The 13,346-nt window shown below is 68.8% G+C and carries 16 protein-coding genes; all 16 read right to left on the bottom strand.

Going from position 1 to position 13,346, the window contains the following annotated elements:
• Positions 1-3: 3 nt before the first annotated feature.
• The 16 genes from ACYQ0L_RS05905 to ACYQ0L_RS05830 all read right to left on the bottom strand — a co-directional run bounded on the left by ACYQ0L_RS05905 (position 4) and on the right by ACYQ0L_RS05830 (position 13,223).
• Positions 4-1,128 (bottom strand): EscU/YscU/HrcU family type III secretion system export apparatus switch protein, encoded by a 1,125-nt coding sequence (locus ACYQ0L_RS05905; protein ID WP_459788103.1) that lies wholly within the window; start codon positions 1,126-1,128, stop codon positions 4-6.
• Positions 1,125-1,910 (bottom strand): flagellar biosynthetic protein FliR, encoded by a 786-nt coding sequence (gene fliR / locus ACYQ0L_RS05900; protein ID WP_459788102.1) that lies wholly within the window; start codon positions 1,908-1,910, stop codon positions 1,125-1,127. Before fliR ends, ACYQ0L_RS05905 begins: the two co-directional genes overlap by 4 nt.
• A gap of 23 nt (positions 1,911-1,933) precedes the next feature.
• Positions 1,934-2,206 (bottom strand): flagellar biosynthetic protein FliQ, encoded by a 273-nt coding sequence (locus ACYQ0L_RS05895; RefSeq protein ID WP_459788101.1) that lies wholly within the window; start codon positions 2,204-2,206, stop codon positions 1,934-1,936.
• A gap of 8 nt (positions 2,207-2,214) precedes the next feature.
• Positions 2,215-2,991 (bottom strand): flagellar type III secretion system pore protein FliP, encoded by a 777-nt coding sequence (fliP, locus tag ACYQ0L_RS05890; RefSeq protein ID WP_459788100.1) that lies wholly within the window; start codon positions 2,989-2,991, stop codon positions 2,215-2,217.
• The gene (locus tag ACYQ0L_RS05885) at positions 2,988-3,293 is read right to left on the bottom strand and encodes a flagellar biosynthetic protein FliO (RefSeq protein WP_459788099.1); all 306 of its coding nucleotides are present in this window, start codon (positions 3,291-3,293) and stop codon (positions 2,988-2,990) included. The genes fliP and ACYQ0L_RS05885 overlap by 4 nt, the downstream gene beginning before the upstream one ends.
• Positions 3,293-3,643 (bottom strand): flagellar motor switch protein FliN, encoded by a 351-nt coding sequence (gene fliN, locus ACYQ0L_RS05880; RefSeq protein ID WP_459788097.1) that lies wholly within the window; start codon positions 3,641-3,643, stop codon positions 3,293-3,295. The genes ACYQ0L_RS05885 and fliN overlap by 1 nt, the downstream gene beginning before the upstream one ends.
• A gap of 3 nt (positions 3,644-3,646) precedes the next feature.
• A complete protein-coding gene (locus tag ACYQ0L_RS05875; protein ID WP_459788096.1) occupies positions 3,647-4,546 on the bottom strand; it encodes a FliM/FliN family flagellar motor switch protein in 900 nt (299 codons plus the stop codon).
• Positions 4,543-5,124, bottom strand: coding sequence for a flagellar basal body-associated FliL family protein (locus tag ACYQ0L_RS05870; protein ID WP_459788094.1), 582 nt, complete (start codon positions 5,122-5,124; stop codon positions 4,543-4,545). Before ACYQ0L_RS05870 ends, ACYQ0L_RS05875 begins: the two co-directional genes overlap by 4 nt.
• A 30-nt stretch (positions 5,125-5,154) precedes the next feature.
• Positions 5,155-6,540 (bottom strand): hypothetical protein, encoded by a 1,386-nt coding sequence (locus tag ACYQ0L_RS05865; RefSeq protein ID WP_459788093.1) that lies wholly within the window; start codon positions 6,538-6,540, stop codon positions 5,155-5,157.
• Positions 6,541-6,615: 75 nt separating this feature from the next.
• Positions 6,616-7,002 (bottom strand): hypothetical protein, encoded by a 387-nt coding sequence (locus tag ACYQ0L_RS05860; protein WP_459788092.1) that lies wholly within the window; start codon positions 7,000-7,002, stop codon positions 6,616-6,618.
• Entirely contained in the window at positions 6,992-8,323 is a 1,332-nt protein-coding gene (locus ACYQ0L_RS05855; RefSeq protein WP_459788091.1) for a FliI/YscN family ATPase, read from the bottom strand. The genes ACYQ0L_RS05860 and ACYQ0L_RS05855 overlap by 11 nt, the downstream gene beginning before the upstream one ends.
• Positions 8,317-8,907 (bottom strand): FliH/SctL family protein, encoded by a 591-nt coding sequence (locus tag ACYQ0L_RS05850; protein WP_459788090.1) that lies wholly within the window; start codon positions 8,905-8,907, stop codon positions 8,317-8,319. The genes ACYQ0L_RS05855 and ACYQ0L_RS05850 overlap by 7 nt, the downstream gene beginning before the upstream one ends.
• On the bottom strand, positions 8,894-9,913 hold the full coding sequence (locus tag ACYQ0L_RS05845) for a flagellar motor switch protein FliG (RefSeq protein ID WP_459788089.1): 1,020 nt from the start codon (positions 9,911-9,913) through the stop codon (positions 8,894-8,896). Before ACYQ0L_RS05845 ends, ACYQ0L_RS05850 begins: the two co-directional genes overlap by 14 nt.
• A complete protein-coding gene (fliF, locus tag ACYQ0L_RS05840) occupies positions 9,910-11,568 on the bottom strand; it encodes a flagellar basal-body MS-ring/collar protein FliF (RefSeq protein ID WP_459788088.1) in 1,659 nt (552 codons plus the stop codon). The genes ACYQ0L_RS05845 and fliF overlap by 4 nt, the downstream gene beginning before the upstream one ends.
• 3 nt (positions 11,569-11,571) lie before the next feature.
• Complete coding sequence (fliE, locus tag ACYQ0L_RS05835) at positions 11,572-11,940, bottom strand: flagellar hook-basal body complex protein FliE (protein ID WP_459788086.1); 369 nt, start codon at positions 11,938-11,940, stop codon at positions 11,572-11,574.
• A complete protein-coding gene (locus ACYQ0L_RS05830) occupies positions 11,937-13,223 on the bottom strand; it encodes a sigma-54 interaction domain-containing protein (RefSeq protein ID WP_459788085.1) in 1,287 nt (428 codons plus the stop codon). The genes fliE and ACYQ0L_RS05830 overlap by 4 nt, the downstream gene beginning before the upstream one ends.
• Positions 13,224-13,346 lie beyond the last annotated feature (123 nt).

Below are 13,346 nucleotides of genomic sequence, written 5' to 3'. Positions count from 1 at the left end.
AGGTTAGTTCAGCCGGCCGTCGGCATCGAAGCGCAGCGCGACCGGCACCTCGATCGCGGGCAGGGGCGGCAGCTCGCCGCGCTTGAGCGAGAGGACATAGGCCAGCACGGCGGCGATCGCGCCGTACAGATCCTCGCAGATCACCTGCCGTTCGCGGCTGGTGAAATAGACCGAGCGGGCCAGTTGCGGATATTCGAGCGTGGGCAGATCGAACTCGCGCGCCAGCTCCTTCATCGCCAGCGCCTTGTCGCCGCGCCCCTTGGCCAGCACGATCGGGGCGGAGGCTTTCTCGGGATCGTAGGTCAGCGCCACTGCAAAATGCGTCGGATTGGTGATGACGAACTGCGCCTCGCGCATCGCGCCCGCGACCGAGCCTGCGGCAATGTCGCGCTGGCGCTGGCGGCGCGCGGATTTCGCTTCGGGCGAGCCTTCGCTCTCCTTGTTCTCGTCGCGCATTTCCTGGTGGCTCATCTTGAGCTTCTTGTTGCGGCGGACCCACTGGATCGGCAGGTCGACCGCCGCGATCACCACCAGCCCGCCGCACAGCGAGACGAACAGCGAGATGACCGACCACCACGCGGTGGTCAGCTGGCTCGACAGGTTGCCGCGCCCCAGGCCGAGCAGGTTCTCGTAGGAATTGTACCACCACAGCCCCGCAATTGCGCCGAGCAGTGTGATCTTGAGCAGGCCCTTGCCCATCTCGATCAGCCCGTTGGGGCCGAACATGCGCTTGAGGCCCGAGGCCGGATTGATCCGCGTGTGCTTGAATTCGAGGTTCTTCACTACGAACCGGCCGCGCCCGAAGGCGAGCTGGCTGGCGAGCGTGACGAGCAAGACCGGCACCGCCAGCGCGAAGATCGGCGGCAGGCTGGCGGCCAGACCCTGCATCATCAGGTCGCCGGGCTGGAAGTGATCGATCTCGCTGCTGTCGAAGCGGAAGGCTTCGCGCAGCAGGCTGGAGATATCGGCCATCAGCCACGGCCCTCCGAAAGCGAGCCACGCCGCACCGGCGAGCATGACCACCGCGGTGCCGAGATCCTTGGACCGCAGCACGTCGCCCTTGTTGGCGGCATCGCGCAGGCGCTTTTCGGTTGGCGCATAGGTCTTTTCGCCGGCGGTCTCGCTCATGGCGTAACCACGCTTTCTGCCTGCGCCAGCCCCAGTTCGACCAGGTCGGCGAACTGGTCGTAGATCAGCGGCGCGCTGATGATGAGCGCGGCGATCCCCGCCAGCACGCCTGCCGGAAGGCCGAGTGCGAAGAGGTTGAGCGAGGGTGCCGAGCGGCTGAGGATGCCGGTCAGGATCTGCACCAGCAGCAGGATCAGCGTGACCGGCAGGGCAATGCGCAGCGCGGTCTCGAAGGTGGCCGCGCCGAACATCGCGATCGCTTCGAACCGTTCGGGCCCGAGCCAGGTCTGGCCCGGCGGGAAGGCGCGATAGCTCTCGGTCACCAGCGCGATCCAGTGCAGGTGGGCGCCCGTGGCAAGGAAGATCAGCGTCAGAACGATGATGAAATACTGGCCGAAGGCGGTGGTGTTGCCGCCGCCGTTGGGATCGCTCGTCATCGCCATGCTCATCCCCATGCCGCCGCCGATCACTTCGGCGGCGATGGTCGGCGCGGCGAAGGCGAGCTGGAGGACGAATCCCAGCGCAAGGCCGATCACCGCCTCGCCCGCCAGCGCCAGCATCCCGTCCAGCGTCAGCAGGGCGGGGGGCGTGGCGACGTCGGGCAGCCAGATCGAGATGAAGATCGCCATCGCGCCGGTGAAGGACACGCGCACCAGCACGGGCACGTTGGATGTGCCGAAGAAGGGCGCGGCAAGCAGCGCCGCCCCGATGCGCGTCATCAGGAAGACGACCCGCCAGAGCTCATCTTCGAAACCCCCGAGGCCGAAATCGAGCGCGATCATGGGGCGGGCCCGAACCTTTCGCCCTACCGCCCGATCCGGGCGATCTCGACAAAGATGTCCTGCGAGAAGTCCATCACCAGTGCCATCATCGATGCGCCGAACACGACCAGCACGAAGGCGACCGCCGCCAGCTTCGGCACGAAGGTCAGCGTCTGTTCGTTCACCGAGGTCGCCGCCTGGATCAGCCCGATGACAAGCCCCAGGGCAAGTGCGGCCAGCAGGATCGGCGCGGCCACCAGTGCGGTGGTCCACAGCATCCGGTCGGCCATCGAGAGGAGGAGAGACATTTCGTCCATTAATCGGCTCACACGAAGCTTGAGGCGAGGGATCCCATCAGCAGCGACCACCCGTCCACCAGGACGAACAGCAACAGCTTGAAGGGGAGCGAGACGAGCATCGGGCTCATCATCATCATCCCCAGGCTCATGAGGACGGACGATACGACGAGGTCGATGACGAGGAAGGGCAGGAACAGCATGAAGCCGATCTGGAACGCGGTCTTCAGCTCGCTGGTCACGAAGGCAGGCAGCAGGATCGAGAAGGGCACGTCCTGCGGGCTGGCGAATTTGGGTGCATCCGCGATGTCGGCGAACATCTGCAGGTCGTTCTCTCGTGTCTGGCGGATCATGAATTTGTGGAACTCGCCGCCCGCTTGCTCGATCGCGACTTCGGCATTGATGCTGCCGGCGGAATAGGGCTCGATCGCGGCGGTGTTCACGCGGTCCAGCGTGGGCGCCATGATGAACAGCGAGAGGAACAGGCTGATCCCGATCAGCACCTGGTTCGGCGGGCTCTGCTGGAGGCCCAGCGCCTGCCGCAGGATCGCCAGCACCACGATGATGCGGGTGAAGCTGGTCATCATCAGCAGCAGCGCGGGCAGCAGCGTCAGCAGCCCCATCACCAGCAGCAGCTGGAGCGACAGGCTCAGCGGTTCGCCGCCTGCGCCGCCAAGCTCGCCGAACGCACGGTCGAGCGCGCCGGCAGCCGCGCTGTCGGTCGGGATCGCGGTGGCGGCGTGGGCGATGGCGGTATTGGCGAGCGCGCCGAGCACGGCGGCCCGCTTCGCAATGCGCGCGATCATGCGGCGAGTTCCGCGTTCTCGCCCTCGGCAGCGGCGGGCCGGGCGCGCGCAGGTGCCTCGGCCAGGCGGGTGAGCCCGCCCTTGGACGTCGAGACGAGGATTTCCTTGCCGTGGAATTCGATCACCGCGAGGCGCAGCGTGGGCGTGAGCATGGTCGTCTCGACGATGCGCACCGCCTTCTCGCCGCCGCCCGTTGGCCCGCCCAGCTGGCCCTGCATCCGCTTGGCCAGTTTCAGGCTGCCCCAGATCATCAGGCCGATCAGCGGCAGCAGGACCAGCAGCTTGAGGATGTAGACGAACATTACAGCTGTTCCACGGTCGGCGGCGGCGCGCGCCGCTCTTCGACCTGCGGCTGCCCGGCGGCGGGCTGGTGCATCGCCTGCGTTCCTGCCGGGTAACTGGCCGGAGCGCTCATCAGTTCGAGGATGCGGATCGCGAAGCGGTTGCCCTGCGTCACCACCTCGCCGCGCGCGATCAGGCGGCCGTTGACCATGATGTCCAGCGGCTCGTCGGTCAGCCGTTCGAGCTCGACGACGCTGTTCTCGCCCAGCGCGAGGATTTCGCGCAGGGGCAGGTTCTTGCGGCCGAGTTCTACCGTCAGGCGAACGTCGATTTCCTGGATAAGGCCGTAGCCATCGAATGGCATGGTCATGACTTAGCTGTCCCTCGCGAGTGCGGTGTGATGGATTTCGAGTGCGACACAATCGTCGACCACGCCCACGGTGCCGTGGGCGATAATCGTGTCGCCGATGGAAAGCGGAATGGCGCGGTGGATGGCCACCGGCAGCATCGCGCCGACCTGCAGCCCCGCGATGCGATGCAGCGGGATCGCCATGTCGACGAGCGTCGCGGTGGCGCGCAGTTCGACCAGCGAGACGGCGGATGTATCGAGCCCGGCTTCGGCGATGGTGCGGCGTTCGGGCTGGCCGACCGGGCTTTCGCTGGCGAACTGGAGGAAGGTGGCCTCGCAGGTCGCGATCCGGATCGTCAGTTCGGGCAGGTCCGGGCGATGGACCGCGATCGTGGCGAGCAGAACGGGCGCACTGGCGGTCCCGGGCACGATCTCGCCCAGGTCGCTGCCGCGTCCGGCGGCGGCGAGATCGCCCCGGCCGCTCGCGTCGATGCACGCGCCGAGCAGTTCGGCCTCGATCTCGCGCGCGAAGCGATCGGCGGAGGCGGGCAGGGCTTGCGCCTCCCCCGGGGCGTCACCGTCGCCGCCCAGCAGGCGGTCGAATTCCCCGATCAGGCTGCCGACCGAGGCGCTGGCGAGCACGCCGAGCCCTTTGCCGCCAAGGGCGAAGCGCGCGTGGTGCATCCGCTTGCCCAGGGCCTCTGCCAGCGTATCGGCGGGCACCTGGCTTGTCTCGACCAGAACGGTTTCGATCTTGTGCGTGTCGAACAGCTTCGCGAAGCGCGGCTGGAGAGCACGTGCGAGCCGGGTGCCGAAACGCGCGAAATCGCCCGCGATATCGGCCGTCTCCGACCGGTTCGCCAGCAGCTCGGCGCAATGCTGCGCGGTTCGGCGTTCGCCACTGTCAGGCCGGCTTTCGCTCATTGGACGATGAGCGAGCGGAAATAGACGTTGTCGACCCCGCCGAAGCCCTCGTGCGCGACGAGTTCCTCGTTGATCGCCGAGGTGAGCCGCTGCTGCAGCTTCTCCTTGCCCTGCGGGCTGGAAATCTCGTCCACGCCGGTCGATCCCAGTTCGGTCAGGATGCGCGATCGGATCGCGAGCTCGTGATCGTGGAGCCACATCAGCACGCGCCCGTCCTTATGGGTCGAGGCGGCCAGGCTGACCTGGACGAGGTTGGCACCCCCGGCGAGGTTGGAGGTGAACTCCTCCTGGAATTCGTAATAGGCGGTGCGGTACTTGCTGCCGCCCGATCCGTGGACGACCTTGCCGCCCTCGTCCTTATCGCTCTTGACGGCGTAGGGGTCTTTGGCCCCCTTCAGGACGTATTGCGGGCCGGTGTCTTCTTTCTTCTCATGCGCGGTGCCGATCATGCCCGTCGCGAAGGCGGCATAGGTGCCCCCGCCACCTGCGCCGACCAGCGCGAGGCCGATCAGCAGAAGCTTCACGAAACCGCCCTTCTTCTTGGGCGCCTCGGCGGTCTTTTCGGCGTCTTTGCTCATGGTTAATCCCGTCTATGTCGCGATGGTTAATCAGGCGTAAATTGCGCCGTCGGATTTCGGGCCGGAGGGCGTTGCACCCGCTGAGCCGCCACCGGGCTGCTGGCGGCCTTCGCGTCCGGGTTCGCGCCGATCCGACCGGCCATCGCCCGCTTCGGCGGACTGGCGCGCCGTGCCCTCGCCGCCCTGTGCCGATGCGCCGGGGGAGCCCTGCTGGCCTGCCTGCGGGTGCGACTGGCCCGGGGCCTGCGCCTCGCTGCCGCGCAGCTGCGGGCGGTCGGCGGCGATCGCGGCGGCGAGCGAGCGCTGCGTATCGCTGTCCTGCGCGGCGACCTCGACGTCGAGCGTGCGGCCCGTGGTCTCGAAGGTCAGCGAGAGATTGCCGAGTTCCTTGTGGGCGAGGGCGATGGTCGCGCTGGCACTGCCCGCGCTGTCGCGGGCGGCGGCGATCCGGTCGACCAGCGCGGCCAGCTCGGGGAAATGCGGCTGGGGGCCGGCGGCCGACCCGCTGCCGAGCGGGGCTGCGCCCGGCAGGGCGGCCCCCGGCAGCCCCGCCAGCGCGCCTGCGCCGGTCGGCGTGGCGGTGAGGGTGGATGCTGCCTGCATGCTCTGTCCGGCCTCGCTCGCAGCCGCCGGGCGCTCTGCTGCGCGCACCTGCAGCGCGATGCCCTTGTGGCCCGCTTCCTCGCCTTGCCGCGAAGGTTCTGCCGGGGCCGAGGCGGCGTTTCCTTGCGCGGAGGCACGCGCGGCGAGCCGGGCATCGGGCTCGGCCCGGCGACCGGTGTTGGCCCCGCTGGCATCCTGCCCTGTGCTCGCCGCAGCGCCGTCGCCCCCGCCGCTGGCCGCTACGCCGGGCGCGGAGCCGATCGCGGGGGCGAGCGAAACGGTGCGCGCGCCCGGTGCCTGGCCGCCGGAGCTCTCGACCCCACCGGCAACGCTGCCGACGCCTGCGGTGACACCTGCCGGAGCGAGGATCTGCTGCGCAAGGACAGGCGCGACAATGGCTTGCGCCGTCTCCGCCGTACCCTCCGCCGCGTCGGCTTCGCTTTCCATCACGGGAAGTTCTTCGGGCTTGGCGTCTTTCGCGCCCGCGCGCGAATTTTCCATCACCGGATCGGGATCGGGCAGCGGGGTCTCGGGTGCGGCAAGTCCGGGCCGAAGGGGCGGCAAGGTCTTGCCGTTTGCCGCTTCGGGATCGGTCACGGTCACGCTTCCGGGGGCAGGCTCGCACGGGTTGGCGGCCTTGCCCTCGCCATCCGCGCCGCCTTCCATCACCGGCATGCTCGCCTCGCCCAGCGCGTCCGCAAAACCTTGCGGCACGGTGCGTCCGGCTTCGAGTGGGGGGACCCCGTCGATCGGGATACCGCCCGCGTCCCTGGGGCTGCGCGTCTGGAGGATGTTGAGAGAAAGCGCTGTCATGCAAGGCCCCATCGGTTGTTCGAAGGCAGGCCATTCAAGATGCGTGCCAACCGATGCGGATGCGCCGCCGAAACCTCAGCGGGCGGCCAGTTTCTCGCGCAGGGTGGCGGCGGCTTCGCGGTAGTCTTCCTCCGCGCGCCGACGCCGCCGTTCGGTCTGGGCGAGGGCCGCCATCGATGCATCGGATTGCGCCCGTGCGTCCTGCGCGTGGCGTTCCGCGGTGTGGCTCAGCTCGCGCAGCTGGCTGCTCATCGCGCCGCTGCGGCGCAGCGCCTGCGCGTCGGTTGCGCCGGTGTTCGAGGCATAGTGCGCGGCGAGGGCGCGGGTCTTGGCCGAGACCGCGTCGAGCCGCGCGCGGTGCGCCTGCGCTTCGGCCGCGGCGAGCGCGGACTGGCGCTGTTCCACAGTGCGGACACGCTCGATCAGGCGGGTCCGTCGCAACCGGCGCTGCTCAGGCGTCATCGGCGAAAAGTTCCTCCAGCGCCCCGGCCGCCTCGAACAGCGAGACGCGCTCGTGCAGGTCCTGGCCGAGGAAGGCGGACATTGCTTCGTGCATCGCGATCGCGCGGTCCAGCGCGGCGTCCTGCCCGGGGCGGTAGGCGCCCATCAGCACCAGGTCGCGGTTCTCTTCGTAGGTTGCGTTCAGGGCGCGGAACTTCCGCGCCGCCAGGATATGCGCAGGGTGCACGATGTCGTTCATCACCCGGCTGAGCGATGCGCCCACGTCGACCGCCGGATAGCGGCCCCGCTGGGCTATGTCGCGCGAGAGCACGATATGCCCGTCGAGGATCGAGCGTGCGGTGTCGACCACCGGATCGTTTTGGTCGTCGCCATCGGCGAGCACGGTGTAGATGCCGGTGATCGCGCCGCCGCTCTGCGCGGAATTGCCCGCCCGTTCGATCAGCTTGGTTATGGTAGAGAGGGCCGAGGGCGGGTAGCCGCGGGCCGCGCCCGGCTCGCCCAGCAGCATGCCGATCTCGCGCGCGGCGTGCGCGACGCGGGTGAGGCTGTCGAGGATCAGGAGCACGTTCTTGCCCTGCGCGCGCAGTTCCTCGGCAATCGAGGTCGCCAGCATCGCGCCGCGCAGGCGCAGGTTGGCGGCATGATCGGCGGGCACCGCGACGATCGCGGTGCGCTCGCCCGCCGGGCCGCTCATGTGGCGGGCGACGAAATCCGAGACTTCGCGCGCGCGTTCGCCGATCAGGCCGACGACGATCGCATCCGCCTGCGCTCCGCCGACGATCATGTCCATCAACACCGATTTGCCGACCCCCGATCCGGCCATGATGCCCACGCGCTGGCCGATGCCGATCGTGGTCAGCGCGTTGAGCGAGCGGATGCCGGTGTCGAAGGGATGCGATACGCTGGCGCGGTCGAGCGCGCCGGTCCGCCAGCCGCCTGCCGGCCACTCGCGCGTCGCGTGCACAGGGCCGCCGCCGTCGATCGGCTGGCCGGAGGCATCGACCGCGCGGCCGAGATATTCCTTGCCCACGGTCAGCATGCCGGGCTTGCCCTCGGGCCGGACCATCGCGCCGGGGCGCAGCAGCACGGTGTCGCCGAGCATCATCATGATCGTGTGGCCGTTGCGAAAGCCGATCGCTTCGGCGAGGTGCTGTTGCCCGCCGCCATGGCTGATCGTGCAGACCGTGCCGATCGGCACGCCGAGCCCGCTGACCTCGATCAGCCCGCCATCGCAGGCGACCACGCGGCCGAAGCGCCGCGGCGCGAGATCGATCGATCCGCCGGAAAAATCCCCGAGGGTCTCGTCGATCAGGTTCAGCATGCGGAGAGGGCCTCGGCGATCGCCTGGCGCCACTGGCCGGGGCCGTCCTCCACCCCGCCATCGTCGGTATCGATCCGCAGCTCCCCGCGCTCGATGCCCGGGTCGGGCACGAGGGTGAGCGACTCGTCGACCAGTGGCATGACGAGCGCATGATCGCTCGGGTGAAGGCGGATGATCCGCTCGTCTGTCTTGCGCTGGAGCAGCGCGGCGGCCGCCTCGACCCGGCGGGCGAGCCCGTCGGTATCGAGCGCCAGCGGCAATATGGCATCCTCGCACAGCGCGATCACGGTTTCGCGCAGGCGTTCGCGCAGGGCCCGTGCGCTGTCTTCGTCGAAGCGCGCGAAGGCGAGCGTGATGGCCGCGCGGGCGGCATCTTCCTCCGCGCGCTGCGCCGCGATTTCGGCCATCGCGGCGGCGCGGCCTTCCTCGCGGCCGCGGGCCAGCGCCTCGGCCACCGGATCGGACGGGTCGGCCGGAGCGGCCCCGGCCTGTTCGGTCGGGACGGGGGCGGCATGAAATGCGGCATGGGGCGTGAAGCCGCGCCGCGCGCGCATCTCGCTGACCGGCAGCCTATACGTAGTCATCGTCTGCATCGCCCATGACGAGGTCTCCATCGGCGATCAGTCGCTTGGCGACCGCGATCACTTCGCGCTGGGCGGCTTCGACTTCGGCCCGCTTGATCCTGCCCATCGTGTCGATCTCGTCGCGCAGGCCGTCGGCCGCACGGGTCGACATCGCGCCGTAGAAGATCTCGCGATCCTCCTCGCCCAGGCCGCGCAGCGAATTGATCAGCGTCTCGCTTTCGACATCGCGCAACAAGACGCCGATCTGCTTGGTATCGAGCGTGAAGAGATGTTCGAACTTGAACATCTCGAATTCCAGCTGCTGGTGCAGCTGTTTGTCGATCTTGCCGATCTGCGGCATGACGTCCTTCTCGACGCTGCGGTGCGCGCGATTGATGATCTGCGCCGCTTCCTTGACCCCGCCCATCGTCAGCGGGACCGAGCCGTGGCGTTTCTCGATCATGCCCTCGATCGTATCTTCGAGGATCGCGATCGCCTGGCGCGAAACGGGGCCCAGCCGCGCCACCCGGTGCAGCACCGGCGTATGCAGCTCGCGCGGCAGCGCGGCCAGCGTGGCGGCGGCGGTATCGGTATCGAGCTGCAGCAACAGCACCGCAATCGCCTGCGGATGCTCTTCGGCGAGCATTTCGGCGATCACTTCGGGGTCGAGCCAGCGCAGCACCGCCAGCGTGGGCGACAGCTCGGCCTTCTGCTCGGGCGCGACCTGGCGGATCAGGCTGTCCGCCTTCATGTCGCCGACCGCACTGGTGAGCATGCGCTTGACGCTGTCGACCCGGCCGTAGGCGGAGATCGCCCCGCTATCGATCGAGCGCGAGAAGCCCGAGATCGCTTCGGAGATCGACTTCGGCTCGATCTCGCCCAGCGTGCACATACGCGCGGCCAGCTGGCGCAGTTCGTCGGGGTCGAGCTGGGAGAGGATGCCGGTCGCATCCTCCTCGCTCATCAGCATGATCATGATCGCGGCGCGGTCGATCCCGGCCACGGGCTCGCTGGCGGCATCGCTCATCGTGCGGTCCCTTCGGCCACCGGCGCCGGGGCCGGCGCGGGCTCTGCCAGCATCCGGCGCAGCGCCATCACGGCATCGGCGGGCTGTTCACGCGCGATCCGCTGTGCGAGCTCGATCTGCGCGTCGAGGTCTTCGCGGTCGTACTGGCCATTCGGCGGGAGGATCTGCGGCGCGCCGTCGGCGGCCTGCGCGTCGCCGTCGTCCTCTGCCGCCCTGCCGGTCTTGTTGCGCACCATCTTGAGCGCGGGGCGGACCGCCAGCAGCAGCACCAGCAGCACCGCAAGCAGCGCGACGCCGTTGCGCACGACCATCGCGAACCAGGCCGTCTCGTAGAATGGCGGCTTGTCCACGACCGCTTCGGTGAAGGGGCGGGTGACCACGGTGACGATATCGCCGCGCTCCTCGCGCGCGCCGACGGCCGCGGCGACCAGATCCTCGATCTTCTTGACGTCTGCGGCGCTCGCATTGGCGAGCGCGTTCTGGTCGATCGCCACCGCGACCGAGACATGCTTGAGTGCGCCCGGCGTGAGGTTGGAGACCGAGACTTCGCGGCCCAGTTCGTAGGTCCGCGAGGCGGAGCTGTCGCCCATCGCCTGCGCGCCCTGCGCGGGCGGCGTATCCTGCGGCGCACGGTCGGCGAGCTGCGGGTCGGCGGGCGGCATGTTGGTGGTCGCGCCGGGGATGCCCCCGGCAGGGGCCTGCGCACTCTGCGACTGCTGCGTCGTCTCGCGGCGGACCGCGCCGTCCTTGTCGTAGCTTTCGCGCGCCGAGGTGACCTCGTTCATGTCCAGCTCCACCTGGACTTGGCTGGAGAATGCGTCGGCCCCGATCATCGGGGAGAGCAGCTGATCGACCTGCGCGGTCAGCTTGGCCTCCATCTGGGTCTGCAGATCGAGCCGTTCGCTGTTCGCGCCGTGGCTCTTGTCCGTCAGCAGCGTGCCATGCTGGTCGACCACCCGGACCGCATCGACCGACAGTCCCGGAACCGAACCTGCGACGAGGTTGACGATCGCGGCGACCTGGCTGTCCGCCAGCTGGCGGCCGCGCGCCATGCGCACCATGATCGAGGCGGACGGCGCCACATCCTCGCGCACGAAGACCGATCGTTCGGCCTTGGCGATGTGCACGCGCACGCTCTCGACGCCGTCGATTTCCTGGATCGTCAGCATCAGTTCGCGTTCCTGCGCCGCGCGTAGCCGGTCGCCCTCGAGCGTCCGGCTGGCCCCCAGCGGCAGGTTCTCGATCATGTCGGAACCGGTCTCGGGCGCGGCGACCGCGCCATCGGAGGCGACCAGCATGCGCGCGCGGTAGAGATCGTTCTCGCTCACCGTCAGCGCGCCGGTGTTGTTGTTGATCCGGTAGCCGATGCCCGCCTGGTCGAGGCTGGCGACCACCGAGGCGCGGCTCGCATCGTCGAGCGAGGAATAGAGCACGCGCTGCGGCCCGGGGGCGAGGCTTGCCCACACCAGCGCGGCAATCCCCAGGCCCGCCATGCCGACGAACCAGGGGAGCACCTTTCTGACCAGCGGCTGTCCGGCAAAGGCACGGGCGCGTTCGCCCATGGTGCCGGTGCCCGAGGTAAGCGGTTCGAGGATCGAGCCTCGCGATGGAGGCGGCGTGCCTTGCGGCGCGTTGGCAGGGACCAGACCGGCCATCTATCAGACCCCCATCCGCATGATTTCCTGGTACGCGCTCAGCAGCTTGTTGCGCACCTGCAGGGTGGCCTCGAAGGCGACACCCGCTTCCTGCCGGGCGAGCATGACCTTGGCGATATCGGTGACCTCGCCCCGCTCGTAGGCCTCGGTAATCTCGCCCGAACGCTGCTGGGCGGCGTTGACCCCGTCCAGCGCGCCCCGCAGCGACTCGGCGAAGCCGGCGGTTTCCTGGGCGGGCCCGGTTTGCGTCGGGGCGGCCGTCTTGTCCTGATGCAGCTCCTGCAGCACCTGCGATCGGTCGATGATCTGCTGGCGCAGGGCCATGACCTGGTTGATCGTGCCGCCCGCACCGGCTCCGGAGACCGGGTTCATCGTGCACCGCCCACGGCGATGCCGGCTTCGCGGAAGGAGGCGAGGCGATAGCGCAGCGTTCGCTCGCTTATGCCGAGCTGCCTGGCGGCTTCGGCGCGGCGGCCGTTGCATGCGTCGAGCGTTTCCATGATCGCGGTCGCTTCGGATTCACGCACGATCTTGGCGAGCCTGCGGGCGCCGCTGGGCTTGACCTCGTACACGCCCTGGCGGACCGGCGGTTCGCTCGGCGTGGCAGGCTGTTCGCGCGCCGAGACCGAGCGGACGGGCGTGTCGAACACGATGTGTTCGGTTTCGATGGTGTCCGTCCCCTGCGACAGCAGCAGCGCGCGGCGGATGACGTTTTCCAGCTCGCGGACATTGCCCGGCCACTTGTGCGTGCGCAGCGCGGCCAGCGCGGAGTCCGACAGCCACGGGATCTGCCGGCCCCGCGTGTGGTGACGCAGGATCATCGCGAAGGCGAGCGGGGCGATATCGCCCGTCCGCTCGGCCAGCGGGTTCAGCGTCATGGGAAACACGTTGAGACGGTAGAACAGGTCTTCGCGGAAGCGCCCGGCCGCGACCTCTGCCGGCAGGTTGCGGTTGGCGCAGGCGATCACCCGCACGTCGACCCTGATCGGGCTGGTCGCGCCGATCGGGACGACTTCGCCTTCCTGCAGCGCGCGTAGCAGCTTGGACTGCAGGGCCAGCGGCATTTCCGCGATCTCGTCCAGCAGCAGCGTACCGCCGTCGGCGGCGCGGAAGAAGCCTTCGCCATTGGCATTCGCGCCGGTGAAGGCGCCTTTCTCGTGCCCGAAGAGCAGCGCTTCCAGCATCGTTTCGGGGATCGCGGCGCAGTTGACCGCGATGAATGGCTTGTCCGAGCGCGTGCTGCGTTCGTGGATGAACTTCGACAGCACTTCCTTGCCGGTGCCGGTCGGCCCGTGGATCAGCACCGGAATGTCGGTCTGCGCCAGCCGGTCGGCGAGCGAGATCACCGCCAGCGATACCGGGTCTGCCGCCACCGGGCCGTTGCCTGCGCACAGCAGCGCGACGAGCGCGGCGATCGTCGTTTCGCTGGACGGATCGCAATAGCGGATCGTGCCGCCCCTGCCGGAGACCTCGATCTGGTTGGCCCCGGCGCGTTCCAGCACGATGGTGCGGCCTTCGTGGCTGCTCTTCGGATCGCTGCCATCGACCAGCTGGACCGGTCGATCGAAGAACAGCGACGTCGCGATCCCGGTAAGTCTCGATGCGACGGCACCATGTTGCCGCGCAAAGCGCGCGCTTTCGTTAACCCCTAGCATGACGGCCCCCGTTCCACCCTGTTACGTCATTCGTTGAGGCAGCTTTTTGCCGGGGGACGGACAAAACTGGGTTAACTTTAGAGAGAGGGGAAATACCACGGGTAAAAATACGCATAAGGTAAA

Source organism: Alteriqipengyuania triglochinis (assembly GCF_054655655.1).
Note: the sequence above shows the minus strand (reverse complement) of the source record. Positions and strands in the feature narration are given on the sequence as shown.

Excerpts from the sequence above, each read along its gene's own strand:
- fliN (WP_459788097.1), bottom strand. The coding sequence starts at position 3,643 with ATGACCATGCCATTCGATGGCTACGGCCTTATCCAGGAAATCGACGTT.
- fliF (WP_459788088.1), bottom strand. The coding sequence starts at position 11,568 with ATGGCCGGTCTGGTCCCTGCCAACGCGCCGCAAGGCACGCCGCCTCCA.
- ACYQ0L_RS05885 (WP_459788099.1), bottom strand. The coding sequence starts at position 3,293 with ATGTTCGTCTACATCCTCAAGCTGCTGGTCCTGCTGCCGCTGATCGGC.
- ACYQ0L_RS05865 (WP_459788093.1), bottom strand. The coding sequence starts at position 6,540 with ATGACAGCGCTTTCTCTCAACATCCTCCAGACGCGCAGCCCCAGGGAC.
- fliP (WP_459788100.1), bottom strand. The coding sequence starts at position 2,991 with ATGATCGCGCGCATTGCGAAGCGGGCCGCCGTGCTCGGCGCGCTCGCC.
- ACYQ0L_RS05860 (WP_459788092.1), bottom strand. The coding sequence starts at position 7,002 with ATGACGCCTGAGCAGCGCCGGTTGCGACGGACCCGCCTGATCGAGCGT.
- ACYQ0L_RS05905 (WP_459788103.1), bottom strand. The coding sequence starts at position 1,128 with ATGAGCGAGACCGCCGGCGAAAAGACCTATGCGCCAACCGAAAAGCGC.
- ACYQ0L_RS05845 (WP_459788089.1), bottom strand. The coding sequence starts at position 9,913 with ATGAGCGATGCCGCCAGCGAGCCCGTGGCCGGGATCGACCGCGCCGCG.
- ACYQ0L_RS05895 (WP_459788101.1), bottom strand. The coding sequence starts at position 2,206 with ATGGACGAAATGTCTCTCCTCCTCTCGATGGCCGACCGGATGCTGTGG.
- ACYQ0L_RS05830 (WP_459788085.1), bottom strand. The coding sequence starts at position 13,223 with ATGCTAGGGGTTAACGAAAGCGCGCGCTTTGCGCGGCAACATGGTGCC.
- ACYQ0L_RS05875 (WP_459788096.1), bottom strand. The coding sequence starts at position 4,546 with ATGAGCGAAAGCCGGCCTGACAGTGGCGAACGCCGAACCGCGCAGCAT.
- ACYQ0L_RS05855 (WP_459788091.1), bottom strand. The coding sequence starts at position 8,323 with ATGCTGAACCTGATCGACGAGACCCTCGGGGATTTTTCCGGCGGATCG.
- fliR (WP_459788102.1), bottom strand. The coding sequence starts at position 1,910 with ATGATCGCGCTCGATTTCGGCCTCGGGGGTTTCGAAGATGAGCTCTGG.
- fliE (WP_459788086.1), bottom strand. The coding sequence starts at position 11,940 with ATGAACCCGGTCTCCGGAGCCGGTGCGGGCGGCACGATCAACCAGGTC.
- ACYQ0L_RS05870 (WP_459788094.1), bottom strand. The coding sequence starts at position 5,124 with ATGAGCAAAGACGCCGAAAAGACCGCCGAGGCGCCCAAGAAGAAGGGC.
- ACYQ0L_RS05850 (WP_459788090.1), bottom strand. The coding sequence starts at position 8,907 with ATGACTACGTATAGGCTGCCGGTCAGCGAGATGCGCGCGCGGCGCGGC.